Here is a 26,782-nt window from a genome sequence, read left to right on the forward strand (position 1 = left end):
GAATTCCAACTGGATACATATACAGGTATTTATCACTGTTAGTTATCTTAGTTCAATATTTATCACACTTTTAATGTAATTTATGAAAGTGATTGAGTGAAAAAGAATCATTTTAGTTTTTAGTTGCAATTAAGGTGAATAAATTGCTTTCTCAATTTGAAGCTGAAAGGAGTAAAGAGAGTAGCTGTATCCGCTTTAAAGGTCACAGCTACTTAAAATTAAAGCAGGTGATCTTAACCTGTAATTAATGCTGAAATGATGCCGATAATACCACCAAAGACTCCGCCCCAAATAACCAGCCAACCAAGATGTTCGCTGATCATTTTTTGTACCATTTCTTTGACCATTTTAGGAGTGAGTTCATTTAAGCGTTGGTCAATAATATCTTCAATTTTACTTTCAATATCATGTAATGTTTCAGGTTTAACTAATTGCTGCTTAAGAGCTGTTTTGAAGTTATCTTGCTGACTAATTTCTGTTACTGATTGCTGCATTTTTTCAATAAAAGGTTCGCGTAGTGGTTCCATTGCTTCAGGCCCACCCATCATGGTGATCATGCCACCAAAGGATGAACTCATGATCACATCCAGTAATGAGTCAAAAGTTGGAGCAAAATCAATTTTACTGATAATTGGCTGCATATCTAATGAGGTTGATTGGTCAGTATCTTGGTTTAAAAAACGACTAATATTTTGTTGAGTAAAAAACTGCTCCATCATTAAGTTTTTAATGGCTAATTTAAATGCTTCAAAGCGAGCAGGAATAACACCAGAACCATAAAGACCAGGTACTTTTTCAAACAACATATAAATGGCAAGCCAGTTAGTTAGTGCGCCAGAAAAGGCAAATAAGCCACAGTAAAGAATGATATGTTGGTTGCTAATATAACCAATGAATAGGAGAAGAAGAGAGAGCACATTGGTCATTAAACTTTTATTTTTTATCATAATGTAGTTCTTAGTAGTAACACCGATTGAAACGGTAAATAAAGACAGTCAATGGCGCAGAGCACCAATAATGGAGCCGAATTTTAACAATAGATAGTGACCAATGCCAGATTTTGCTGGGTTATAACATATTAGATTGCAAGATGTTTGATAGATAAATGAGTACGAATGTAATGTCAGGTTTTACGATTTAAACTTTATATGGCAATTGCTATACTCGCTTGCTATGCGTTTATTGCCTTACTGAGTATTTTTAATGACCCGTTTTACTGTTGAACAAACTGCTTTTATTCATCATCAGTCAGGTAACGCACTTTGTGTGGCTGGCGCAGGAACGGGAAAAACAACAACCTTAGTCGGTGTTGTTGAGCATAAATTGCAATCAATAGCAGCAGAACAGATGCTGGTGTTAATGTTTAACCGTGATATTCGCACCGATTTTAAGGAAAAATTGGCACAGATTCCGTTAGCTGCACGGGTGCCCGTCCATACTTTTCATAGCTTTTGTTTTCAGTTATTAAGACAGTCGGGGTATTTATCTACAACAGGCTATCAAATCGATTTTAATAATGGTGACAGTGATAAAACTATAGCTAAACTTGTGTTACGTCAGATGGCGGCCCAAGAAAAGTCGTATCAAAAGCAACAAACGTTTAAAGACCCTCGTACAATAGAATTATTAATGAGTTTTATTGGGTTAGTCAAAGCGCATATGTTGCCACCCAAAGAAGTCTTTGATCTCTCAGAAATTAATAGAGAATATGCTTTTATCATTGAGGCGTTTTGGAATTTTGAAACCGTACGTAAAGAGCGTAAACAGCTATTTTTTGATGATTGGCTAGTGGAAACCATACAATTATTAAAAAATGATCAAGCTCTATGTCAGTACTACCATCAGCAGATTAAATTTATAATGGTTGATGAATTTCAAGATATCAACACTGCGCAATATCAATTGTTGAAATTACTGTTATCACCACAAGCTCAATTAGTTGCAGTGGGGGATGTGGATCAGTGTATTTATAAATGGCGTGGTAGCGCTCCACAATTTATGCTTAATTTTGAACAAGATTTTGCGCCAGCAACGACTTACAGTTTGTCGCATACGTTTCGATTTGGACATAGCTTAGCACTGGCAGCTAGCCATTTAATTGCAAATAATAAACAACGTTTCCATGATTTTCAAACTATTGCACATGCATCTGTCGCGAATACTTCTGTCGATGTTATTGGTACTGCTCGTCAAGTCGGGGAGATAGCACAATCAGTGGCTGATTTTATTGAGCAAGGTGGTCAACCTGCTGAAGTGGCTATTTTAGTTAGACGTTGGTCACAAGCAATGCTATTTGAGTTGGCTTTTTTAACTAAAAAAATTTCTTATCATATGCCGATCGGTTCAGTGTTAACGCATAGTCGTGAAGTAAAGTTGCTGATGGATATTATGACATTAGCCACTGGGCGTTTTTTAACATTAGCAAATAACGATAAAGCTAATTTACTGTTTAACTTATTATCATTTCCACATTGCTATGTGCCAAATAAAAGTCTACGACCATTGTGTGAGTCTTTATCACAGCGACCAAGTATTGAATGGCTGAGTTTAATAAAACAAACTGAAAAAATTCAACCGACACTTAATTTAGAAACTTTTACTGATCGTATTGAATTATTATTAATGTTGCAGCGTAAAGGCAATTTTAAAGCGCTGATGGTTTATAAACAATATCGTCGAGACAGTGAGCTTGATAATTGGATTTGGAAAACAGAAGCAACAGCTACGGAAATTGAAGAAGCTGTTGAACGCTTAGACAGTGTGGAAACCGTGTTAGAATCAATGGATCAAAATTGTGATAAAGCCTTACAGTATTTTGAGTATTATACTCGACAGTCTGCGGTTGAAAACCAATCACAATACAATAACAGTGTACAACTAACCACTATTTTTAGAGCTAAAGGGTGTGAGTATAGTCAGGTCCATTTACCTTATTGGGATAAAGATGCCTTCCCTTATGTTAATCGTTCATCATTAGGTATTTCAGCGGATACAGAAGAAGAACGCCGACTGGCTTATGTTGCAATAACACGAGCGAAACATAGCGCTAAAATATACTATACCGTTGAGAATACTAAGAAAGATCAATATGTGCGTAAAGACAAAAATGCCAGTCAGTTTATTCTAGAAGCCAAGGCCGATGTTGCGCAGGAAATTGGATCACATCTTTATCATGAGGGAGAACTGCCGTACCATAAATCACCTGTTGTGCAGGGATATTATCGTCGCTTAGCCCGTATTGATGATATGCAATTACCACCGAAGGTCACCGCTATTACTTTGCCTGAGATAAATACAGCAGGAGAAAGTGCTTACAGTTATGAATGGGCATTACAGCAACCTATACCGAATAAAGCAGAGAAATTGATTCGAAGTATGGTACAAACAAAAACGGCTAAATATTTAGAAACCGAAGTGGTGCGTATTATTCGAGAGTTAAAACAAGCCGGCACGGAGAAACAAAAAGTATTGGTTAATCGCCTTATTGTTGTAGCCCGTGCCAAGGCGCGTAAATATAGCTAACTCTTTATGGGAGAGAAAAACATTACTGCCCAAACCTTAATATTTTCGGTTTGCTCGTGCTTCACGTTGGCCAAGATTTTGTTGAATAGCGAATTCAAGTCGCTCGCGCAATTGACGAGATTTGATTTCAGTACTTCTAAATCCTAACGATTGTAATAATTTTCTGACCATGATTAAAACCTATTAATTTACATTAAGACAATTAATTACTCGCAACTAGTATGAGTCTAATTGTCTTAAATTATTAGATAATTAACATCGTCCTTGAGCTTCCTATTGCTCCATTATATCGTCTGTTTTAACTATACAGGACCCTATTGATATAAAGGATGTTAAAATTTAAATAAGCATAACGAACAAAGTAGTGTTTAAATATTAAGCTTATTGGTTGATTTTATTGCATGTTTTTTTAGTGTCAAAGTAATATTAAGCTTCAAGGTAAGAAGGAGATAAGATGCTAAAAAAGACCCTGATCACACTTTTGTTGACTGGTTTTGCCATTTATCAACCACTAAAGCGGCAATTAAATCACCTTCAACATTGACAGCTGTACGGAAAGTATCCAGTGGGCGCTCAATAATAAGTAATATAGCGATTGCTTCAAGTGGAATACCTACTGCGAGCAATACGAGTTGCATACCTGACATTGAACCTGATGGCATGCCTGGAGCACCAATGGATGACACCATTGCCATAATAAAAATGATAATAAGTCCTGATGTTCCAAGATCAATACCATATAGTTGAGCTAAGAAAATAGCGGCAACCCCTTCAAACAGCGCTGTACCATCCATATTCATGATTGAGCCTAATGGCAATACCATACTGCTGGTGGGTTGAGATACCCCTAAATCTTCTTGTGCTGTTTGCAATGAAAGTGGTAACGTCGCTGAACTTGATGAGGTCGCAAATGCCATTGCCATCGGGGCTGAAAGGGCGCGGAATAACGTTGAATATTTAATTCCTGTAAACATCTTCGCTAGCAAAGGTAATACGACACCACCGTGGATTAAGGTCAGCAAAAAGACCAATAAAGCAAATAAGGCTAATTCGCCAAAAATACTGTTTCCGCTTTGTATTGTAAATTGAAATACAATTGCAAATACAGCTAAAGGTGCTAGCTTAATAACGGCAGATACGACTCGATTAATTGCAATGTTGAACCCTGAAATAAGCTCAAAAATAGGGTGCTTAGCTGGTAAACTGGCTAATAAGGCAATACCTAATAATAGTGCAAATACAACAATCGCTAATAAATTTGTCGTTGCTAGTGCTTGAAACGGGTTGACTAGCGCCATGTTAAATAATTTCTCAGTAATAGCGCCGCCAGAAGAAGCACTATTATCAATTAATTGTACGTGGTTACCAACCGTTACTTGGGCTGTATCAATTAAGTGTGGCCATTTGGGGATTGCAAGTGAAACACCAAGACCTAAACAGATAGCAAGTGTTGATGTTAAGCTATAGAAAGCAATCGTCTTATAACCTAATGTTTTTAATCGTGATGTTGAGCCAATACTTGTAATGCCTTGTAGCAATGAGAATAGCACTACAATACCGACGAGCATTTTGAGTAAGCCGATATAAGTTGTTTTAGTTAACATTAATAATTTAAAAGCAGTGGTATCTTCAAAACCTGCTTGTAAGGGTAAGAATGAAGCAATTCCCCATGCTAAAAGCGCTGCTATCATCAATTGAAAAGGTAACGACTTGAATAGACGACGGTTCATAGAAAAGGTCTCTGTTCTGGGTTCGTATCGTAACGAGAATATAAAAAGAAGAACTTGGTATTAAAAGGCTTATTAGTTATTTTGGGTTACATATAGAGCGCCTAGTCCAAGGGATACGTTAAATATAAAGTGTAGTGTAAAAATAAAAACGCTCTGACATAGAATGTCAGAGCGTGGCAATTGCCATTCTCAATTAACGATTATTTGGACGCTATCTAAATAAGGTAGAAGTAAAACTTAAATATAGTATCGTTAAAGAGTTAATTGCTAATCCATTAGCATATGGTATTGAACAAGTGAAAATAATCGATTCCCTTTACATATGATTCAGTAAAGGGAATGTAGATTGTAATCGTGACAGTGATTACTTATCGAAGTGAATAACCGTACGGATACTCTTACCTTCGTGTAGTAGGTCAAATGACTTGTTGATGTCGTCTAGACCCATGTTAAATGAGATGAAATCATCAAGTTTGAATTCACCCGCCATGTAACGGTCAACGATACCTGGAAGCTCTGAACGGCCTTTAACACCACCGAATGCAGAACCACGCCATACACGACCAGTCACGAGTTGGAATGGACGAGTAGAGATCTCTTGACCTGCACCAGCAACACCAATGATCACTGATTCGCCCCAACCTTTGTGGCAACACTCAAGTGCAGAACGCATTACATTAACGTTACCAATACATTCAAATGAGTAATCAACGCCGCCGTCAGTCATTTCAACAATCACTTCTTGAATTGGCTTGTCGAATTTCATTGGGTTGATACATTCAGTCGCGCCTAGTTTCATTGCTAAGTCGAACTTACTTTCGTTGATATCAATCGCAATGATACGGCTAGCTTTCGCCATAGTGCCACCGATGATAGCCGCAAGACCAATACCACCAAGACCAAATACAGCGATAGTGTCGCCTTCTTTAACTTTAGCTGTGTTAAGTACTGCGCCCATACCGGTTGTTACGCCACAACCAAGAAGACAGACTTCTTCAAGTGGTGCTTCTTTGCTGATTTTAGCTAAAGAGATTTCTGGAAGTACAGTGTACTCAGAGAACGTAGAGCAACCCATGTAATGGAAGATTGGCTGACCGTCTTTGTAGAAACGGGTGGTGCCGTCTGGCATTAGGCCTTTACCTTGAGTTTCACGTACTGCCTGACAAAGGTTAGTTTTACCAGATAGGCAGTATTTACATTTGCCACACTCAGCAGTGTAAAGAGGAATAACGTGATCGCCAACTTCAACACTTGTTACACCTTCACCCACCATTTCAACAATACCGCCACCTTCGTGACCAAGGATCGCAGGGAAGATACCTTCTGGATCGTCACCAGATAATGTAAATGCATCTGTGTGACATACGCCAGTTGCAACGATACGAACTAATACTTCACCAGCGCGAGGTAACATTACATCAATTTCTTCAACAGAAAGAGGTTGTTTAGGTCCCCATGCGATAGCCGCTTTTGATTTGATAAATTTGTCAGTCATCGTTCGCTCTCTTAAAATATTATTAACCCATGTTAAGCATGGTGTTGGTTGTTAATTATAGTCACTGATTTAATGTCATCATGTTGACTTGATGCTGCTATTATATTTGTTTCTTAAATATTGATAATCCCTCAATATGGAAAATCATTATTACTCAAGTGTAATAATATGGTGGTTTGGAGTTTAAATATCGTTTCTAACAGTAATTGGAATCACTACTTAGATTAGATTAGATTATTACTGATGAGCATCAGCAGAATTGTTTCTTAAGTGTGATATTGCTGGTATTTTTTTTGTTATTAAAAACTCAAACAAAAAAGCAATACCTCAGAAAGGTATTGCTTATCATTCTATTTATTAGTTGTTGCGATGTAGATTATGCTTGTGGATGGTTTTGAGCGTAAGCGTGTGTTGCAATTGCATCCATAAGTGCTGGAGATAGGCAATCGTAGGTATTAAGACCAAGTTCGTTAAGGCGAGCACGGATAGCTGTCATATCTTTAGGATCAGTACCTGTTTCAATGATAGATGAAACAAATGCAGCAAACTCAGGTGCAGACCAACCTTTGTCAGTTGATAGTTCTGTGTGAACAAAATCTAAACCGAAGAATGGGTGATTAGCATTTTCGATACGACCGTACATGTGAACGCCACATTCTTTACAAGCATGACGCTGAATTGCTGCAGATTCATCGATAATAACTAGCTTTTCTGCGTTAGCAATGACTTCAACATTGTCACGAGAAATAACTGCGATTTGTGAAAAAACGGCACCTTCAGGTTTCCAGCACTTAGAACAACCACAAGCATGGTTGTGTGCCGTTTGGCCTGATAGTTTTACGCGAACAGTGTTTGATTCACAATTACAATTTAATACGCCACCTTGGAAGTTTTCTTTAGTTGCAGCGAAACCGTTATCAATTGCAGGGTGTAGAGATATAGACATAATGTTTCTCTTTTAATTGTTATAGGATAATAATTATAAATTCGAGGAGCTGAATTAAATAAAACTATTATTGTTTATTTAATTGGGAATAATAATTTTATATTTAATTAAGATAATCAACAGTAGGTGAGTTGATAAGGCGTATTCTATGCTTAATTAATTATTACACAATATTGAATATAGTAATTGATTATTACTGAATGGAAACAATAAAAATGGATAAAAAAAGCCCTATTAAAGCGAAATGCTTAATAGGGCTTATTACTTTTATTATATGATGATAGCGATATTAATGGCTCTGCTTACTGATGTGGATTGCAATGGCATCCATTAAATCAGGAGATAAGCAATCGTAACTATTCAAGCCTAGGGCATTGAAACGCTCACGAATAGCAGACATTGATTTAGGATCTGTACCGGTTTCTATAATTGATGAGACAAAAGCAGCAAATGCAGGCGCAGACCAACCTTGTTCATTAGATAGCTCAGTGTGAACAAAGTCTAAGCCATAAAATGGGTGGTTATTATTTTGTATACGGCCATACATATGAACCCCACACTCTTTACAAGCATGTCGTTGAATAGTTGCTGCTTCATCAATAATAATAAGCTTTTTATCATTTGCTATTACTTTAATATTATCTCGTTCAATAACCGCTATTTGTGAAAATAAGGCATCTTTAGGTTTCCAACATTTCGAACATCCACAAATATGATTATGTGCTGTTTGACCTGTTAATTTAATAGTCACTTTATTTTTTTTACAATGACAACTAATTAAACCACCTTTAAATACCTTTTTAGTTGGTTTAATTCCGTTATCAATTGCAGGGTGTAATTTAATAAAAGATGTAGTTGAATATTCAGTATTATTACCGAATAGTTTAGTAAAGAATTTTTTCATTATATTGTCTTATATGTAGGGTAGATATATTAAATTATTATTATAAAAATAAATATGAAGTGTGAAATATTTAACTGTGAAATTGAAGTTTTGGTAATGATATTCGGCTAATAAAGATTAGCCGAATATTTATTATACTGGTTTATAGCATGCCACTTGGTTGGAACAATGCTTTTAAACGTTTAGTAATAATTAAGCGAGACACGGTAAATAAGCCTTCAACGGTACGTTGATGAAGACGGAAAATCGTATCGTAAAGACGACGAATAATACGACCTTTAAAGACTAATTTATTTGCCATTTTTGATTGTGGGGCAAATGAGCCAACAGCAAAGTGGTGACCAACAGCAACAACCATACCGCCATCTTTGAATTCAAAGTCAGTCAATTCTTTGCCGCGTAATAAATTAGTTAAACTTTTCGTTAAGTGTACTGCTGCGCGGTTAGCTGCTTGTGCCTTGGGTGGAACAAAACTACCGTCAGCTTGTGGAATTGATGCACAATCGCCTAAAGAGAAGATGCTGTTATCAACGGTAGTCGTAAGGTTCGCATTCACCATAATTTGGTTCATACGATTATACTCTAAACCACCAAGGCCGTTTAACCAATCAGGTGCTTTTACGCCAGCAGCCCAAAATTGAATGTCTGCTTCCAATATTTGGCTATCTGCAGTAACCATACCGTGATCTGATACTTCACTGATACGAGTATTAAGTAGTACATTAATATTAGTACGTTTAAGTTCTTTTAATACTTTTTCTGACATCTTTAGTGGGCTATTTGGTAGCACACGATCTGCTGCTTCAATTAAGTTAATTGTCAGTTTGGCAGCATTATAACGTTGTAGTTTATGGCTTACTCGTGCAAGCTCAGCAGCAAGCTCGACACCCGTTGCACCAGCACCAACAATATTGACAGTACGATCATTACCTTCGCGTAATAATTGACTGATTTTACGCCATGCGTGACGTGCTTGGCTTGCTGAATCAAGGAAGATACAGTTATCGCGAGCACCTGTTGTATTAAAATCATTACTTACTGCGCCAACAGCAACAACAAGGTAATCGTATTTAACCATGGCCTCTGTGCCGTCATTACGGCGAACAACAAGCATTTTATTTTCACGATCAATATCAGTCATTGCAGCTTGGTAATGTTGGTAACCATTGATTGCACCATGAGTGAAATAGCAAACAGCATCTAATTCGCGATCAAAAGTACCTGCTGCAATTTCATGCAAACGCGGCTTCCAATAGTGATCCGTTTCTGGCTCAACCAGAATGATTTCGTGTTTTTTACTATTAGCTTTAGCTAACAAAGTCGATAGTTCTATACCGGCAGCACCGCCACCTACAATAACGATTCGTGACATAACGAATACCTCAAAAAGTGAACCCTAGACATCATTCTCAGGGGATGGTCTTTCCATCATTAAAGCTATGAGCTGATCCGTTGCTACAAAATGATTTTTTATTAGCCCCAATACGCAGGGCGGCTACCTGATATCTTATATGTGATGAATTTCTTTGATATAAGACAATTAAATCAATCAAAATTCAAGTTTTGTGAACTAAACACGGGTATTTTTTTTAAAATATATCGGTTGAGCCAATAACGACCATTATATTACCAACTAAGGTAATGATAATGGTGTTGGAAAACAAATAACCTTTACCGTGTGGTAATAATTATGCGTAAGAATAGATTCTTACAAAGAATAACGACGCTAATTTACTTATAAAAAGAAGTAAGTTATGTCTGCAATTTATATGCATAATTATATAGATAGTAAACGAAATAAGAGGAGGTAAAGCGATTAGATAAATAGTAACAATTCTTACAGTGTAAGAACGTAAAGCGGAGGCATGGGATTATAAAAGAAAAATAGCATGAGCGAGGAAGCTCATGCTAAACGGCAATTATTTAAAATGATTCAATGTCAGTAAATTGTCCCTGAAGCCAGTGGATGGCAGGGCTTAATTGCGAACCAATAGGGTAGATAAGTGATGCTGACCATACATTGCTGGTGATTTTACTAAACGAAAGGTTCAGTTTTTTTACTAGTTCATTTTTAAGATCGTGCCGTAATACAAAATCAGGTAGGCAACAGATACCAATGTCTTCGCGGCATAGTGATAAAATCGTATGAATATCTTCAACATGCCATAACTGTAATGCTGCTTTTGCTTCTTCAAATGGTAATGAATCTAAAGAGGCAGGAATTAATAGACGTTGCTGGCAGAAGTCTTGGTAACTTAATGTCGTTGCTCCGTCATTAAATTTATCAAGGTAAGATTGAGTTGCAACCCAACTTACATTGATATTGAATGCTTGTGTGTATTCTAGATTGATTTTATTTTCTTGATCAAAAATACCCAGTGCAATATCAAGATTTTTTGCCTTGATCTCTTCTGCTAAACGTTTACTGTTTTGTTGCATAATGAATAATTCAATATTAGGAAGATCTGATGATAGCTTCTTGATAATTGAAAGAATTTTCTCATTGCAAACGAGAGGATCAATGCCAACTTTTATTTTCACATCATTCATATGATATATAGATAAAGAACGCTCAAGAAATGTTTGATATTGTGCCATCATTATTTTTGCATTCTTCAGTACATGCTCCCCTTTTTCAGTAAGGCGAGGGCATTTACTTGAACGGTCAAATACTTGAAATCCTAGGTCAATTTCAAAATTTTGGATAGTAAGGCTAACTGCCGCTTGTGTCTTATTTAGCTGGCGTGCAGCAGCACTAAACGAACCATATTCGGCAGCAGCAATAAATGAGCTAAGAGTTTCAATCTTTATATTCATTATTTAGTGATTTATCTTAATTTATTATTATGGATATATGCCACATCTTATCTAATTACATAAGAATGACTACAAGGATGTACCTTTAATATAACTAAAACCTATATAATAACAACTATAAATTACTTTATAGGATTAAATATATATTTGTATAGTAACCAAAAATTAACTTATGAATTTAGTAATAAAACCACTGATATTTGATAGGCTAGCTAAGCTCATAACAATCACAATAGTGACGCCAATTACAGTCAGGTAAAGTGGATGTTTGTAATCACCAACAATCTTTTTCTGTCGTGTTGCTGCCAGCATGGTGGCGAGTACTATTGGAAGGATAATACTGTTAACAAGGCCTGCTAGCATCAGTAATAAAATTGGCATATTCATCAATACAGTGCCTAATGTTGTCAGGATAATAAATCCAACACACCATGATTTCTCATTACGAGCAACGATAGGAAAAAGAGTTTTAATTAATGATATAGCCATGTATGAATTACCTACCACAGAGGTAATTGAGGCGACAAATAACACGAGCCCAAAGATAAAGTAACCAACATCTCCTGCACCATGGCGAAAAGCATCTGCCGCAGGGTTGGCTGGATCTAATGTCACACCCGTTGTGATTATACCTAATACTGCACAAAATAATAAAATACGAATAATTACAGCAATCGATATACCAGCCCATGCTGCTTTCGTTACGATTTTTGTGTTTTCTATACCTTGTAACTTAACATCAATTAAACGCTGAGCACCGGTGTAATAACCACCAACAGCACCGCCAACAATTGTTAATGTTGGTAAAAGTAAATTGGAAAAGTCAGAAGGGGCGACTGCAGCTAAGACGGTAGGAGCCAAAGGTGGTAGATTAGTAAGGGCAACATAGGCAATGAGTACGATCATTAATAGCCCTAAGTAACGTGCCATTTGATCCATTCGTTTTGATGCATTATGAACAATAAACAGCAGACTACCGATGATACCTGTGAAAATAGCGCCCCAAGTGGTGTCTAGCCCCATTAGAACATTCATACCTAGTGCTGAGCCACTTACATTACCAAAATTGAATGCAACGGCTCCAAGCGCTAATAGAATACCAATAACATATCCCATACCAGGTGCAACTTTATTGGCAATATCTTGAATGCGCAAACCTGATACACCAACGATGCGCCATAAGTTCATGACGATACCAAAGGTAATAAACATTGAAGCAAAAACGGGGAAGGCCATATCAATATTATAGATATTGGTAAATACAGCTGTTTGCGTTAAAAAGCCAGGTCCAACAGAAGTTGTCGCCATTAAAAAAGCAACGCTTAAAATAGCTTTATTTTGCCAATTAGTGTGGCAAGGGGAGGTGTTGGTTGTTTGTGTGTCTGTTTGCATAATCAATCCCAAAATCAAAGTCTCTCATATTTATAAAAATAGAAAGACAACTGATGGGGATCAGCTGTACGTTTGTGGTGTCTTTTTTCAAAAAAAGCAACAAAATGTAATCGATTGCTTTAGTTGGCGCAGATAGTAGAGAGAGTCTTAGATATTGTCAATAATGTTTTTTAAATGAGTTAAAAAAAGCTCTATTATTTTAAATAATAGAGCCCAAGGGTATATTATTTGTAAATTATTTTTCAGTGGTATGAATTGCAGCTTTTAGATCATCTGGATTTAAATCAGCGCGATCGAATTCTTGAGAGGCTGGCATACGTAAATGGAAATCTTTGAAGATCTCAACTTCGGCAGTACCTTCGGTCAAAATAAAGTCACTGACATGACCACCTTGAGTTCGATCATCACTAATGAAATGGAAATGGAAACCAGGAACATTAATCCCAATCATATATTCTGGAATTTTAAAACCGATCATGACACCTGAAACGTGAGTCATCTCTGCGATAGGCTGATGTTTCACGACTTCCACCATGGGTGGATAAGGGCGATGTTGTGCAGGTACTGTACGGGTTTTAACGTATGAAAACTTACCTGTTAAACGGATCGCGTTAATAGCATTATTAGCCACAAAATCCTTTTCTAAACATGCTTCAAATTCAGCTTTACTTTGTTCAATTAAACTCACTTTTTCAGTCGGTTCAAAATTAACAACTGAAGCAAAAGGTGTCGTTATATCATGGTTAACTAAATGTATTTCACCAGTACTGGTAAGTTGGTATACCTCGTCGCCTAAAACAACCATTTCACCGTCAAGGTCATTGAAAGTACCAATACCAAAGTTACCATGATCAAGTAGTTGACCAATGGTGAAATCACCCTGATATAAACCTGCAATTAAGGCACTCATCATTGATGTTTGATAAAACGTTTTTTCGCTATGTTGATGATTCATGATGCTTTCCTATTAATCTAATCTTGTTGACAAGGGTGTAGTTGATCAAGTAAACGACTGTTATCGCGGTAGTCGACATTAACGTTAACTAGCACAGGACCACTTAATGCCATTGCTTTGCGTAGTACAGGTTCAATATCATCAGCAGTATTAATCGCTAAACCATGCGCGCCAAAACTCTCTGCATACTTAACAATATCTGGTCCCATGAAGCTAACGGCACTTTCACGGCCATATTTTTTAAGCTGTTGAATTTTAACCATGTCATAGCTGTGATCTGTCCAAACAAAGTGCACAATATTACATTTGTGACGAACTGCGGTTGCTAATTCCATAGATGAAAATAAGAAGCCACCATCACCAGACATTGAAATAACTTTTTCATTTGGTGTCAGTAGTGATGCTGCTATAGCCCAAGGTAAAGCCACACCTAATGTTTGTTGGCCGTTACTAAACAGTAAACGGCGTGGCTCAAAACTATGGAAATAACGAGCCATCCAAATGTAGATAGAGCCTACATCGCAACATACTGTCGTATCATCACTTACAAATCGGCGTAGATCATGAACAAAGCGTAATGGATGGACACCCATAGATGATGTTTTATTAACACCCATGCGCATAATATGTTGTAGATCTTGACGTAATTCTTGAAATTTTTGATTGTTTTCTAGTGATTCACGCTGATCTAATTCCGCAGCAATAGAAGCAACAGAGACAGCAAGATCACCAACGACTTCTGATATTGGATTATAGCTAGCTTCTAAATCTGCTTGTTGATAGCCAACATGGATAATGGGTGTTTTGCCGTCTTTATTCCATAAGATTGGATCATATTCTATTGGGCTGTAACCAATAGTAATAATTAAATCTGCATTATTTAATGCAATATCTCCGGGCTGATTTTTAAATAACCCTACACGTCCAAGAAAGCAATCATATAAATTATGTGAAATGACACCAGCAGCTGCAAAGGTGTTAACTACGGCAATTTTAGTTTGTTCAAGCAACTGACGAATGGCACCAGCAACAAAAGGCTGACTTGCATCCATACCTAATAATAACACGGGATTTTTAGCTGCATTAATAAGATCAGCCGCTTGACGGATAGCTTGTGGATGAGCACCACCAAATAAAATTGGTTTTGGTTGTTGCACTGGAATAAAAGGAATTTGGTTGGTTAGTACATCTTGAGGAAGACTAACAAAGCTTGCCCCTTGAGTTGGTTGTTCTGAAATTCGAAAAGCTTTATGTACTACATCAGGTACTGACGCACTGTCCATTACTTCAGCTGAAAATTTAGTAATAGGGTTGAACAGAGAACGAGTATCCATTGATTGGTGCGTATTATGAGAATACATCGAAAGTGGAACCGCACCAGCAAGTGCAACAACTGGATCACCTTCACTATTTGCTGTCGCAACACCAGTAACTAAGTTTGATGCACCAGGACCTGAGGTGGCAAGACAAACACCTGCTTTACCGGTTAAACGACCTGTTGCGGCTGCCATGAAAGCTGCGTTTTGTTCATGGTGACAAATAATGATTTCAGGACCGTTATCACATACGGCATCAAATACAGCATCGATTTTAGCACCTGGAATACCAAAAATATGGGGAACGTCATGTGCCTTTAGGGTTTCAACGACAAGCTCTGCACCTGAAATGGTTTTATTTGACATATAAGCCTCATGGTTATAATTATTGATCTGCTCAGGACATGTTTTCGCTAAATCGAATTTAATGTGATGAGTGGCATAAAATCTAAATTATTTATCATACAAATAAAAGGGGCTAAAACTGGAAGTTAATTTTACTTATTTAATTAATTGCAGTGGAATTGATTGCACAGAAGAGGCGGCGTAGCTATTAATGTAGTCGAGGAGAATTAAAGGTATTGATTTATATATTATTAAAAACTGCAGAGCCACTAAAAGTAGCTCTGCAATTAACACTATTACTAAAGCATGATGTTAGCAATTAGTGCTGATAAAATACTAACTAAAGTCGAACCATAAAGTAGACGTAAGCCAAAGCGAGCAACCATATTACCTTTTTCTTCATTCACGCCTTTAACTGCACCAGCAATAATACCGATAGAACTAAAGTTAGCGAATGAAACAAGGAAGATTGAAACTGTACCAACCGTGTGTGCTGATAAGCTACCGACTTGTTTTTGGAGATCCATCATTGCAACGAATTCATTCGTAACAAGTTTGGTTGCCATAATACTACCTGCTTGTAATGCTTCGTGAGCAGGAACACCCATCAACCATGCAACAGGGTAGAACAAGTAACCAATTAAGTTTTGGAAGCTAATACCAAAGGCTGCATTAAAGCCTGCGTTAATCATTGAAATAAGCGCAATGAAACCGATTAGCATGGCGGCAACAATAACGGCAACTTTAAAGCCCATTAAAATGTATTCACCTAGCATTTCAAAGAAAGTTAGAGTTTCACCACTTTCAGCAGCCATCATTTCATCAATATCCATCTCTGCTTCATGATCATAAGGGTTGATAATAGACAGAATGATGAAAGTACTAAACATGTTTAAAAATAATGCAGCAACAACATATTTAGGATCGATAAGCTTCATGTATGAGCCAACGATAGACATAGAAACTGTTGACATCGCTGTCGCTGCAAGGGTGTACATACGACGCTCAGACATACCACCTAAAATGTTTTTGTAAGTGATAAAGTTTTCAGACTGACCAACCATTAATGCACTGATTGCATTAAATGATTCTAATTTACCCATACCATTTACTTTAGATAATAAGAAACCTAATGCTTTGATTATGTATGGCAGTACTTTGATATGTTGCAGAATACCAATTAATGCAGAAATGAAAACAATCGGCATTAATACACTCAGGAAGAAGTTAAAATCATTGTTATTCGATAAATTACCGAACACAAAATTAGTACCATCACCTGCAAATGAGAGTAAGCCATTAAATCCGTCTGCAAACTCTTTTACGATGCCAGTACCAGCAGATGAGTTAAGTAGGAAGTAAGCAAGAGCTAGTTCTATTATAAGTAGCTGAATAATATAGCGATATTTGATGTTCTTTCGGTTGTTACTAGCAAGTAAAGCTAATACTGCAATAACGACTAACCCGAGTATAAAGTGTAAATAGACCATATTGGATTGTGCTCAGTGTGATTATTATCTGTTTATGTGTGTATGCTGAATGATTTCATGCTTCGATAAAGTGATGTATATCGCATTTTTAATCCAGTAGTTTTTTTTGTATTTGACAGAAACTAATTTTCCACGTTTGCGCAATCGCTTGCTATTTGTATGAATACGGTGATAAAAATAATAATGTTAATGAGGGATCGTAATAGGACTCACTCTATTTTGTGATTTGTTTCAAGTTATTTAGTTGAAATGTATATAATTATCAAGTTAGAGTGGTTTATTATGAAAACTAATTGTTTTAATTAAGTGTTAGCTGCTTTTTGAGATGCACATCAATCTTAATAGGCCGTATTAATTTATAGTTTTAATATTAAAATGTAATATTGGAAATATGAGTAATGATTGAGGCTAGCATTAATTTACATAATCAACAGATAATAAGGCGATATGTACTCTATTAGTCTTGTTACAGGTGCTGTAATGAAAAAATCGTCTAAAAACCGTAAATTATGGTATTTCCATAAACATGATCGTCGAACTAAGCATTTATCTCTACCTAACCTTAAATCATAATCACCATGATGTTCATGGTGATTATGAATGGTTTATGACGGCTGACAGACTATTTAAATAACACCGGAGCATCAAATCTATACGGTGGTATAAAAGGGCGAATACCTGAATCACGGAAACGTTGTAATTTCATTATTTGCTTATAAACAATGAAATAGCGATTGATGTTATTCACATAGACAATCGGTTGTGATCCAATATGTTTACGGGTAATAATTTCAACATTATTAAACCAAATATTAGGGTTATAACCTTGTTCTTTAGCATAACGCCGCATTTTATTGATATTGCCAGGACCTGCGTTATAAGCGGCGAGTGAAAGATAAATTTTATTATCATAGTCAATTTCATCACTACTAAAATATTGATCTTGTAAGTAACGCATATATTTTACACCAGCGTGAATATTATTTTTTGATGTGTATATATTAGGAATATCAACACTAGGATCACGGGCCGTGCTGGGCAGTACCTGCATAATACCGACAGCACCTTTGTTTGATACTTTATGTTGATTTAGCCCTGATTCTTGAAAACCTTGCGCCATTAACATTAAATAATCAAAGTCGTATTGTTTTGAATAGCGAAAGAAAATATGCGATAAGCTTTCCATTTTATCAATATTATTAGGATCGAGTAGCGTATTAAGCCAACGATGATTTTCAATGTATTTACTGTAAATAATATTACCGATTAATGTCCCTTCTTTAACTGTATCAATATAGCGATTAACCAAAGCCATTAGATTGGGACTGTCTTTTCGCATTGCCCATGCTATTTGACCGTCATTGCGTAAAACAAAATGATCATTAACACGGATATTTTTTAATATGGGTTGCCAGATTTTTATTTTGTGATTATCTATCACTGTTGCATTGAGCAGTTCTAAATTTATAAGCTCCAATAATTCATAGTCTTGTAGTGTTTCATCAATAAACAATATTGATGCGGGAGGTAAGTTTTGCATACGTAACTTATTATTAATTTTGAGCAAACTTTGATAATAACTTGAGCTTTTTCTCACCCAAATTGTTTTACCGCTTAAATCGGTGACTTTGTTAAAGGGCGGTTGTTTTATATTGTTTATCAGGACTTCTGAAATATCGGTAAGCACAGGTTGACTAAAAGCGACTTGTTTTTTACGCTCAGTCGTTATTGTAATATTGGCTATAGCTAAGTCACCCAAACCCTTAGTAATATAAGGTAATAACTTATCTCGATGTACAGGAATAATTTGTAAGTGCATTTTTGGGTGTTTTTTATGAATATCTTTTTCAAAATGCTGTAATAAATCCGCAATAATACCTTTAGTAATACCATCTTCTATATAGTAAAAACCAAGATCGGCTGCAACCAATACTCGCAATACCCGCTTTTCTTCCAATTTAGCTAAATCACCCATATATTCAGAGCCACTAAGTGGTGCTAATTGAACAGCATGAGTCTGGAAACTTACTAATAGTAAACACAGTGCGGCGAGCCCGTATTTATATTTAATGAGGTGTGGAATATTAATCATTATTTAGCTGCCATACCGAAGTAAACGGAATTTATATGTTTAAGATTAATTATGGTTGGTAATGGTGAAATTTGCTTATTTATATTAGATTTGTATGATTTATTCTTATTTTTTACATTAGATCTTTATGGTTAATCTTATGATAAAAAAGAAAATTATGGTTGGATTGTTAGTGGTATTATTACTGTTGGTGATAATAAACATACTGTACGCAACGGTGATGTTATTTATAAAATAGAGCAAAAAAGCTCAACTAGCAACATTGGCACTTATAATGCGATTAGGTAATTATTCACAATGGGAAGGAATTCATTGGTATGGTGCTGGAAAGTTATTAATCACAACAGAGAAAACGCCACTCAATAAAGCATTAATTGCTACGCTTGATGTACAAAAGCTGCTTGATTCGAGTGAATAGCGATGAATTATCTGTTATTCTGCGCTGATAATTTCGCTGTGATTATTACAACCACAGCATACTAAATTGGATAAATTGTGACTAATAACGATGTTTTGCGCCGTGTTCGCTATACTTTTGATTTAAATGATAGCGAAATGATCGCTATTTTTGCTGCTGCTGATTGTGAAGTAACGCGTGAGCAAGTTTGCAGTTGGTTAAAAGCTGATGATGCAGAAGGTTATAAGAGCTGTTCTGATGAACAAGTTGCTACTTTCTTAAATGGCTTTATTAATCAAAAGCGTGGCAAGAAAGAAGGTGAACAGCCTGCGCCAGAGCAAAAAATCACAAATAATATTATTTTTAGAAAATTACAAATTGCATTAAACCTGAAAGCAGATGACGTACTTGATTTGTTTAAACTGGTTGATTTCCGTTTAAGTAAGCATGAATTAAGTGCTTTTTTCCGTAAAGTTGATCATAAACATTACCGTGACTGTAAAGATCAGGTGCTACGTAATTTTTTACAGGCATTGCAGATCAACCACCGTGGCGTTGAGCCATCAGAAGAAGCAATTGACGATAAATAATTGTTTTAGTTGATACTTACGACAAAAAAGCAGCTTTTATTAAAGCTGCTTTTTTATTGGCTGTCATTTGATCAATATAGGTGTTATTAACGGTTTATATTTTTGAAATATTTACTAACATATTAATCAATATATTTGCACTCTTCATTATACTTATCAAAGTAAAAACGTTCGTTACTCTATAAGTTGTCGACTTCTATTATAAATATGAGTCATTGAGCTTATGAAAATTAAGGATGATTTTAAACAATCACGTATTGGTATCATTGGTGGAATGGGCAATGAAGCGATGGTTGATTTAATGGCTAAAATTTCATCGTTACCAGCACATAAAGAATGTCAATTTGTTGCTTTCGGTAATGCACGTTTGGCGTATAAACCTCAAGAAGTGATGCAGCAGTGGCTACCAACAGATATACCTGAATTACGTAAGTTTGATACTGCGGTATACACACTACGCTTAATGCAATATTTAGCGGTTGATCGCCTTGGTCTTGCTTGCAATAGCGCGCATGAATTATTTCGACGAATATTGCCTGATATACCAGTAACTTTTGTTGATATGATTAAACAAACGGCAATGTCGTTACAAGGTTGTCAAGATACGGTATTAGTCATGGGCGTTAATAGCTTGATAGAGTCTGGCTTATATCAAACAGCTTTAATTGAGCAAGGAATTAAAGCGACACAGCCTACAGTTGAAAACCAAGCTAAGATAATGGAAGCCATTTATAATCCTGATTTTGGTATTAAAACCGCTAAAATCACTCAGCAAGCAGAAACATTATTATGTGATGTTATATGTGATGAGATAGCCAAGCAGGGTTGTACTAAAGTGATATTGGGTTGTACTGAATTACCATTAGCTTTAACAGCCTCCAGTTGTCAGCGATTTAAAGCACAAGGGATGTTGCCGTTAAATGTTGAAGTTATTGACGCATCAATGGCATTAGCACAAGCATTAGTGTTTACTCAAGGGCAAAATGAAGCATTAATTCAACCTTTGATAACCTACCAAGGACAGTACTTAGATTGGGCAACGCCGCTGGCTTTTAATGTTAGCTCATTAGAGCAAGCGATTATGATTCAGCAGCGTATTTTTGATTATACGGTGGATTATTTAACTGAGCGTAATCAGAGTCTTGCTGGAAGTTATTTTCATTTGCCGACATTATTCTTTTCAGTATCAGCAACGGATGTTGAGTCAAAGTTGGCTGCTTTAGGTATTGATATTTATAGAGATATTAGTCTGTTAGATAAAATAATAGCGCGAAAATTAGCAGATTATTATTCTGATTTTTAATCACTAAGATGTAAAAAACGAGGAAGATAATATTATCGACCTCGTTTTATTTTATTATTGTTTCATTGACTATAAAATAATAGTTTTTGTCATACCTGCTTCAGGATGACCCGGCATATTACAAGAAAATTCAACGTTTTTATCACCGTGGAAATGCCATAGAATATGTTTTGCTTTGCCTGGTGCAACGGTGATACTACTGCCATCATCGTGATTATGTTCATGATTACGGTGATCCATTTCAACCATCATTTTTCGATGTTTTACTTGTTCTTTGGCTGAGCCAATAGTGAAATTATGATCCATTTTCCCTGTATTCATAACCACAAATTGCACCACATCATTAGGTTGAATATCGGCTGCTTTTTTAAGAGTGATTGTCATATCGTCAGTAAGGGTAACATAAACTACTTTATTCGGTTTTGACCCTAGGGCTGGCATGCCGACATCAGACATACTTTTCATATTCATCATTTGATGGTCCATTTTAGTGGTATCCATTTGTGAGTGATCCATTCCATTATGATCCATTGCAGCCATAGTCATTGGCGTTGTAAAAGCTAACATTAAAGTAAGTAGTGTTTTTTTCATGACTCATTCCTTTGTAATTGATGATGAATTTAATGATGTTGTGGTCTTGGTATTAAGCTCGCGACTTTTCCAAAGCTTGAAGGTGGCTGGTAATACTAATAACGTCAGTAACAGTGCAGATGCCATTCCGCCAATCATAGGTGCGGCAATACGTTGCATGACTTCAGAGCCCGTACCTGAGCCATACATTATCGGAATCAAACCAATGATAACGGTTAAGACTGTCATCATAACTGGGCGGACACGTAATCCGGCCCCTTCACTGATCGCTTGTTGTAAATCATCCGCTGTTAATGGACGTTGTTGCTCTTGAGCATCTTGTTTTTTAAATACCCATGACTGATTGAGGTACACCAACATAATCACGCCAATTTCAACCGCGACACCTGAGAGTGCGATAAAGCCAACGCCAACAGCAATTGAGAAATTAAATCCAAGCATGAGCATCAGCCATAAACCACCCACCATGGCTAATGGTAGGGTAGCCATAATAATGAAGACTTCTTGCACGCGGCGGAAACTGAAATAAAGCAGTAACATGATAATGGCGAGAGTAATTGGGGTAACAATACTCAAACGGGCTTTTGCGCGTTCCATATATTCATACTGACCAGACCATGCTAATGAATAACCTGCGGGTAGTTTTAATTGTTTCGTAACTACTTGTTGTGCTTCGGCAACGTAAGAACCTAAATCTCGTTGATCAATATCGACAAAAACCCATCCATTTGGACGTGCATTTTCAGTTTTGATCATTGGCGGTCCATCTTCATAACGAATATTTGCAACATCGGCCAATGCGATACGGGCACCATTGGGGGTAATTAACGGTAGATTTTGCAATTTAACCGCTGAATTACGGTAGGATTGTGGGTAACGGACATTAATAGGATAGCGCTCTAAACCTTCAATGGTTTCACCCACGTTCATTCCACCAACAGCGGTCGAAACTATCTGTTGAATATCTTTAATGGCTAACCCATACCGTGCTGCTTGGCGGCGATTAATATCAACTGTGATATAACGGCCTCCTGCTACACGTTCGGCATAAACCGAGGTAGTGCCTTTGATGTTATTTAAAATAGGCTCAAGTTCTGCGCCGATCTTTTCGATAACTTTTAGATCAGGACCTGCTATTTTGATCCCGATAGGTGTTTTGATACCCGTCGCTAACATATCAATACGGGTTTTGATCGGCATTACCCATGCGTTTGTTAACCCGGGAAATTGGGTCAATTGATCTAATTGTTTGCGTAAAGACTCAGTGGTGACCCCTGCTCGCCATTGATCTCGTGGCTTGAATTGGATCACTGTTTCTATCATGGTTAATGGTGCAGGATCGGTTGCTGTATCTGCTCGACCCACTTTGCCCCAGACCGTAGCGACTTCTGGTACTGTTTTAATCAGTTTATTGGTTTGTTGTAATAACTGACGCGCTTTACCGATAGAGATCCCCGGATAGGTGGTTGGCATATACATCAAATCACCTTCGTCTAACGGTGGAATGAATTCACTGCCTAGTTTTGTTAATGGGTAATATGAAGAAGCCATTAAACACACTGCAATAACGATGATTGTTTTTGGAAACTTAAGGCTTACATTCAATAATGGACGGTAAAGTGCAATTACAGCCTGATTCACTGGATTTTTATGCTCAGGTAAAATTTTACCGCGAACAAAATAGCCCATTAATACGGGAACTAGAGTAATCGCTAAGCCTGCCGCTGCAGCCATAGCGTAGGTTTTAGTTGATGCTAATGGTGAGAACATCTTGCCTTCTTGTCCTTCGAGCGCGAACACGGGAACAAAACTTAAGGTAATGATCAGCAATGAGAAGAATAAGGGCGTACCGACTTCTTCTGCCGCTTTACCTATCACTTGCCAACGGTTTTTATCGGTGAGGGGAGTTCGTTCAATGTGTTTATGGACGTTTTCTATCATTACAATTGCACCGTCAACCATTGCACCAATAGCGATTGCGATACCGCCTAGTGACATGATATTGGCATTAATACTTTGCCAATGCATGATGATAAAAGCAGATAAAATACCAATTGGTAAGCTAATCGCTATCACTAATGAAGAACGAATGTGGAATAGAAATAGCGCACAGACAATGGCAACCACAAGGAATTCTTCAGCGAGTTTTTGCCACAGATTCTTCACCGCATGGTCAATTAATGTTGAGCGATCATAAGTGGCTACAATCTCAACACCAGCGGGTAAGCCTTGTTGTAATTGTGCCAGTTTAGTTTTGATGTTGGCGATGACTTGACTGGCATTTTCGCCAAAGCGCATCACAATCACACCACCGACAGCTTCACCTTCACCATTAAATTCAGAAATGCCTCGGCGCATTTGCGGCCCAAGATTAATGTCTGTGATATCTCCTAATAACAGTGGCGTACCATTTTCGGTCACTTTTAATGGCAGTGACTTTATGTCCTCGATATTGGTCAAATAACCCGTAGTACGCACCATATGTTCAGCTTCAGCCATTTCAATAACGGAAGCACCAGTTTCTTGGTTACCGTTTTGAATCGCCATATTCACTTGCTGTAATGTGAGGTTATAGGCCCGTAGTTTGGAAGGATCGATTTGAACTTGGTATTGTTTGACCATACCACCAACGGTTGCAACTTCAGAAACACCTGCAACAGTTTGAAGTTCATACTTTAGAAACCAATCTTGTAAACTACGTAATTCGGCTAAATCATGCTTACCTGTTTTATCTTGTAATACATAACTATAAATCCAGCCCACACCAGTCGCATCTGGCCCTAAGGTTGGTTTTGCATTCGCGGGTAACTTGGGGGCCACTTGGCTTAAATATTCCAGCACACGAGAGCGAGCCCAATACATATCTGTTTTATCATTAAAGATAATGTAGACATAAGAATCGCCAAAGAAAGAATAGCCTCGAACAGTTTCAGCACCTGGTACGGCTAACATGGCCGTTGTTAATGGGTAAGTGACTTGATCTTCGACCACTTGTGGTGCTTGGCCGGGATAGCTGGTCTTAATGATGACTTGAACATCAGACAGATCCGGTAGGGCATCGACGGGAGTATTTTTAACACTGTATAAGCCACCAATGGTTAAAAATAAGGCCGCAATTAACACCAATAAACGGTTATTGATTGACCAACGAATAATAGCTGGGATCATTATTTATTCTCCATTGGTTTAATATCTTTCAGAGTATAATCACTGCCATTCTTAACCAGCTTGAATCGAATTGATTGCCCCTGTTTAAGATCGGTTAATGCAATATTATCGTCGACAGTAAAATTCATTTCACTCGCAGGCCATTTCCATTCAGGTACTGCTTGGTGGTTAACCGTGATCATATTAAATGCGGCCATTAACATTGAGATCTCACCGTTTACCCATACTTCATTAGCAATGCTGTGCTTCTGTTTTTTATAATCAATGATGTTATATTGATTATCGGCTGTTTTTTGTAGCTCAAATTTAATCTGTTGACCAACGACTAAGTCTTTAATTTTTATATTTTTATCAATATTAAAATCCATTGTCATCGCAGGCCAATTCCAAGTACTGACTGGCTGGTGGTTGATGGTTAATATTGTTTGATCAGCATTGATCGCAGTGATCTCTCCTTGAGCCCAAGTGATGGTGGTGGCTTTATCGACACTGTCGATACCATTAATACGTGAGAGATCGGCACTTTTACTGGATTCGGAATCAAGCATAAATTGTGCTGAGGTGACAATACGATCAGCCGTGGTTAATCCTGCGATAACTTCCACGAGATTATCAGCTTCACGACCAATACGGATCTTTACTGATCGGTATTTTCCATTACCTTCAGCGAGTACAACGCGGGTCATATTGCCTGATCGAATCACTGCTTGAGTCGGAATAGTAAGAACAGCTGTGTCTGTTTTTGGGGTGAGGGTGATATTGGCGAACATATTGGGTTTTAATTGCTCATTATGATTAGCAAACTTTAACCGCATCCGTAATGTACGCGTTTTTGGATCTAAAATAGGGTAAACATAATCAACTTTCCCTTGCCATTGTTGGCCGGGAATAGCGTCTAGTGTCATATTTGCTTTGCTGCCTGTGGTTATCCAATGTGCTTGGCGCTCAAATATTTCAGCATTGACCCAGACTTCATTAAGAGGCCCTGCACTAATAGCAGCTTGTGCGGGTGATAAGTACCCACCTTCACGAATATTTAGGCTTGCAATAACACCATCAGCGATAGCTTTGACTTCAATGGTCTTCGTTGCTTTCCCCGTTTTGATAATGTGTTTAATTTGTTGTTTGTCGACGCCAAGAGCGGCTAAACGATCACGGGCACCTTGCATTAAACCACTACGACCTGTGCGATAAGCATTCAGTAATTCTTGCTGAGATTTGACTAATTCAGATGAATAAAGAGTAAATAACACATCGCCTTTATGTACCTGTTCACCAACAGCATTGACGTATAATTTTTGAACCCAACCACTGACTCGAATATTGGTTTGCCAAAGCTGACTTTCATCAAAATCAACGTAACCAATAGTGTCGATCTTAGGTGTTAGTTTTTGCTTAATAACAGCAGCAGTTTTTACGCCTAAGTTATTTTCAACCGCGGCATCAATAATAACCGTACCGGCAACATTTTCTTTTGCAGCATCTTTTTCTGCATAAACAGGAATGAGATCCATCCCCATTGGTGATTTACCCGGTTTATCACGTTGGTAATTGGGATCCATTGGCGCAACCCAATACAAGGGTTCACTGTTTGAAGTGGTCGCTTTTGAGTCCATCGATACAGAGTGATGTGACATATAATATGTAGCACTAACTCCAATAGCTGTACCAATAAGTAAGGCAACAGCCGCAATTTTAACGGTATTTTGTGACGTCATGATATTACCTA

20 protein-coding genes are annotated in these 26,782 nt (G+C 37.2%); 4 read left to right on the plus strand and 16 right to left on the minus strand.

What is annotated here, in order from left to right:
• Positions 1 to 233: 233 nt before the first annotated feature.
• Positions 234 to 947, minus strand: coding sequence for a DUF445 family protein (locus VXS03_RS16195; RefSeq protein WP_327764931.1), 714 nt, complete (start codon positions 945 to 947; stop codon positions 234 to 236).
• Positions 948 to 1,203: 256 nt separating this feature from the next.
• Between VXS03_RS16195 and VXS03_RS16200 the strand changes: the two genes are divergently transcribed.
• A complete protein-coding gene (locus tag VXS03_RS16200) occupies positions 1,204 to 3,522 on the plus strand; it encodes an ATP-dependent helicase (protein ID WP_327764932.1) in 2,319 nt (772 codons plus the stop codon).
• Between the two features lie 36 nt (positions 3,523 to 3,558).
• On the opposite strand, the gene VXS03_RS16205 is transcribed toward VXS03_RS16200, so the two are convergent.
• The 12 genes from VXS03_RS16205 to VXS03_RS16260 form a co-directional block, all read right to left on the minus strand.
• Positions 3,559 to 3,693, minus strand: a complete 135-nt coding sequence (locus VXS03_RS16205) for a hypothetical protein (protein ID WP_327764933.1) — start codon at positions 3,691 to 3,693, stop codon at positions 3,559 to 3,561.
• Between the two features lie 302 nt (positions 3,694 to 3,995).
• Positions 3,996 to 5,252, minus strand: coding sequence for a dicarboxylate/amino acid:cation symporter (locus VXS03_RS16210; protein ID WP_327764934.1), 1,257 nt, complete (start codon positions 5,250 to 5,252; stop codon positions 3,996 to 3,998).
• 364 nt (positions 5,253 to 5,616) lie between these two features.
• On the minus strand, positions 5,617 to 6,747 hold the full coding sequence (locus VXS03_RS16215; RefSeq protein ID WP_327764935.1) for an S-(hydroxymethyl)glutathione dehydrogenase/class III alcohol dehydrogenase: 1,131 nt from the start codon (positions 6,745 to 6,747) through the stop codon (positions 5,617 to 5,619).
• Between the two features lie 376 nt (positions 6,748 to 7,123).
• The gene (gfa, locus tag VXS03_RS16220) at positions 7,124 to 7,693 is read right to left on the minus strand and encodes an S-(hydroxymethyl)glutathione synthase (RefSeq protein WP_327764936.1); all 570 of its coding nucleotides are present in this window, start codon (positions 7,691 to 7,693) and stop codon (positions 7,124 to 7,126) included.
• A gap of 289 nt (positions 7,694 to 7,982) precedes the next feature.
• Complete coding sequence (gene gfa, locus VXS03_RS16225) at positions 7,983 to 8,597, minus strand: S-(hydroxymethyl)glutathione synthase (protein WP_327764937.1); 615 nt, start codon at positions 8,595 to 8,597, stop codon at positions 7,983 to 7,985.
• Positions 8,598 to 8,739: 142 nt separating this feature from the next.
• Positions 8,740 to 9,969 carry an NAD(P)/FAD-dependent oxidoreductase gene (locus VXS03_RS16230; RefSeq protein ID WP_327764938.1) on the minus strand — a complete coding sequence of 410 codons (1,230 nt, stop codon included), beginning with the start codon at positions 9,967 to 9,969 and terminating at the stop codon, positions 8,740 to 8,742.
• Between the two features lie 551 nt (positions 9,970 to 10,520).
• Complete coding sequence (locus VXS03_RS16235; protein ID WP_327764939.1) at positions 10,521 to 11,414, minus strand: LysR family transcriptional regulator; 894 nt, start codon at positions 11,412 to 11,414, stop codon at positions 10,521 to 10,523.
• Between the two features lie 165 nt (positions 11,415 to 11,579).
• Positions 11,580 to 12,806 carry an NRAMP family divalent metal transporter gene (locus tag VXS03_RS16240; protein ID WP_327764940.1) on the minus strand — a complete coding sequence of 409 codons (1,227 nt, stop codon included), beginning with the start codon at positions 12,804 to 12,806 and terminating at the stop codon, positions 11,580 to 11,582.
• Between the two features lie 235 nt (positions 12,807 to 13,041).
• Positions 13,042 to 13,761, minus strand: a complete 720-nt coding sequence (gene budA, locus VXS03_RS16245) for an acetolactate decarboxylase (protein WP_327764941.1) — start codon at positions 13,759 to 13,761, stop codon at positions 13,042 to 13,044.
• 17 nt (positions 13,762 to 13,778) lie between these two features.
• Positions 13,779 to 15,443: an acetolactate synthase AlsS gene (alsS, locus tag VXS03_RS16250; RefSeq protein ID WP_327764942.1), complete on the minus strand. Its 1,665-nt coding sequence runs from the start codon at positions 15,441 to 15,443 to the stop codon at positions 13,779 to 13,781.
• Between the two features lie 278 nt (positions 15,444 to 15,721).
• Positions 15,722 to 16,912, minus strand: coding sequence for a NupC/NupG family nucleoside CNT transporter (locus VXS03_RS16255; RefSeq protein WP_327764943.1), 1,191 nt, complete (start codon positions 16,910 to 16,912; stop codon positions 15,722 to 15,724).
• Between the two features lie 622 nt (positions 16,913 to 17,534).
• Complete coding sequence (locus VXS03_RS16260; protein ID WP_327764944.1) at positions 17,535 to 19,004, minus strand: lytic transglycosylase F; 1,470 nt, start codon at positions 19,002 to 19,004, stop codon at positions 17,535 to 17,537.
• 274 nt (positions 19,005 to 19,278) lie between these two features.
• Here VXS03_RS16260 and VXS03_RS16265 point away from each other — a divergent pair, with 274 nt between their 5' ends.
• The 3 genes from VXS03_RS16265 to VXS03_RS16275 all read left to right on the plus strand — a co-directional run bounded on the left by VXS03_RS16265 (position 19,279) and on the right by VXS03_RS16275 (position 21,294).
• Positions 19,279 to 19,422, plus strand: coding sequence for a hypothetical protein (locus VXS03_RS16265; RefSeq protein ID WP_327764945.1), 144 nt, complete (start codon positions 19,279 to 19,281; stop codon positions 19,420 to 19,422).
• Between the two features lie 77 nt (positions 19,423 to 19,499).
• Positions 19,500 to 19,991 (plus strand): DUF1456 family protein, encoded by a 492-nt coding sequence (locus tag VXS03_RS16270; protein WP_327764946.1) that lies wholly within the window; start codon positions 19,500 to 19,502, stop codon positions 19,989 to 19,991.
• A gap of 223 nt (positions 19,992 to 20,214) precedes the next feature.
• On the plus strand, positions 20,215 to 21,294 hold the full coding sequence (locus tag VXS03_RS16275) for an aspartate/glutamate racemase family protein (RefSeq protein WP_327764947.1): 1,080 nt from the start codon (positions 20,215 to 20,217) through the stop codon (positions 21,292 to 21,294).
• Positions 21,295 to 21,363: 69 nt separating this feature from the next.
• On the opposite strand, the gene copI is transcribed toward VXS03_RS16275, so the two are convergent.
• Genes copI through VXS03_RS16290 form a run of 3 tightly spaced genes read right to left on the minus strand, consistent with a single transcriptional unit; the run spans position 21,364 to position 26,771 of the window.
• Entirely contained in the window at positions 21,364 to 21,885 is a 522-nt protein-coding gene (copI, locus tag VXS03_RS16280) for a copper-resistant cuproprotein CopI (protein ID WP_327764948.1), read from the minus strand.
• Between the two features lie 3 nt (positions 21,886 to 21,888).
• A complete protein-coding gene (locus tag VXS03_RS16285; RefSeq protein WP_327764949.1) occupies positions 21,889 to 25,053 on the minus strand; it encodes an efflux RND transporter permease subunit in 3,165 nt (1,054 codons plus the stop codon).
• Entirely contained in the window at positions 25,053 to 26,771 is a 1,719-nt protein-coding gene (locus VXS03_RS16290; RefSeq protein ID WP_327764950.1) for an efflux RND transporter periplasmic adaptor subunit, read from the minus strand. The genes VXS03_RS16285 and VXS03_RS16290 overlap by 1 nt, the downstream gene beginning before the upstream one ends.
• Positions 26,772 to 26,782 lie beyond the last annotated feature (11 nt).

This window comes from Photobacterium sp. S4TG1 (genome assembly GCF_036040035.1).
Lineage (GTDB): Bacteria > Pseudomonadota > Gammaproteobacteria > Enterobacterales > Vibrionaceae > Photobacterium.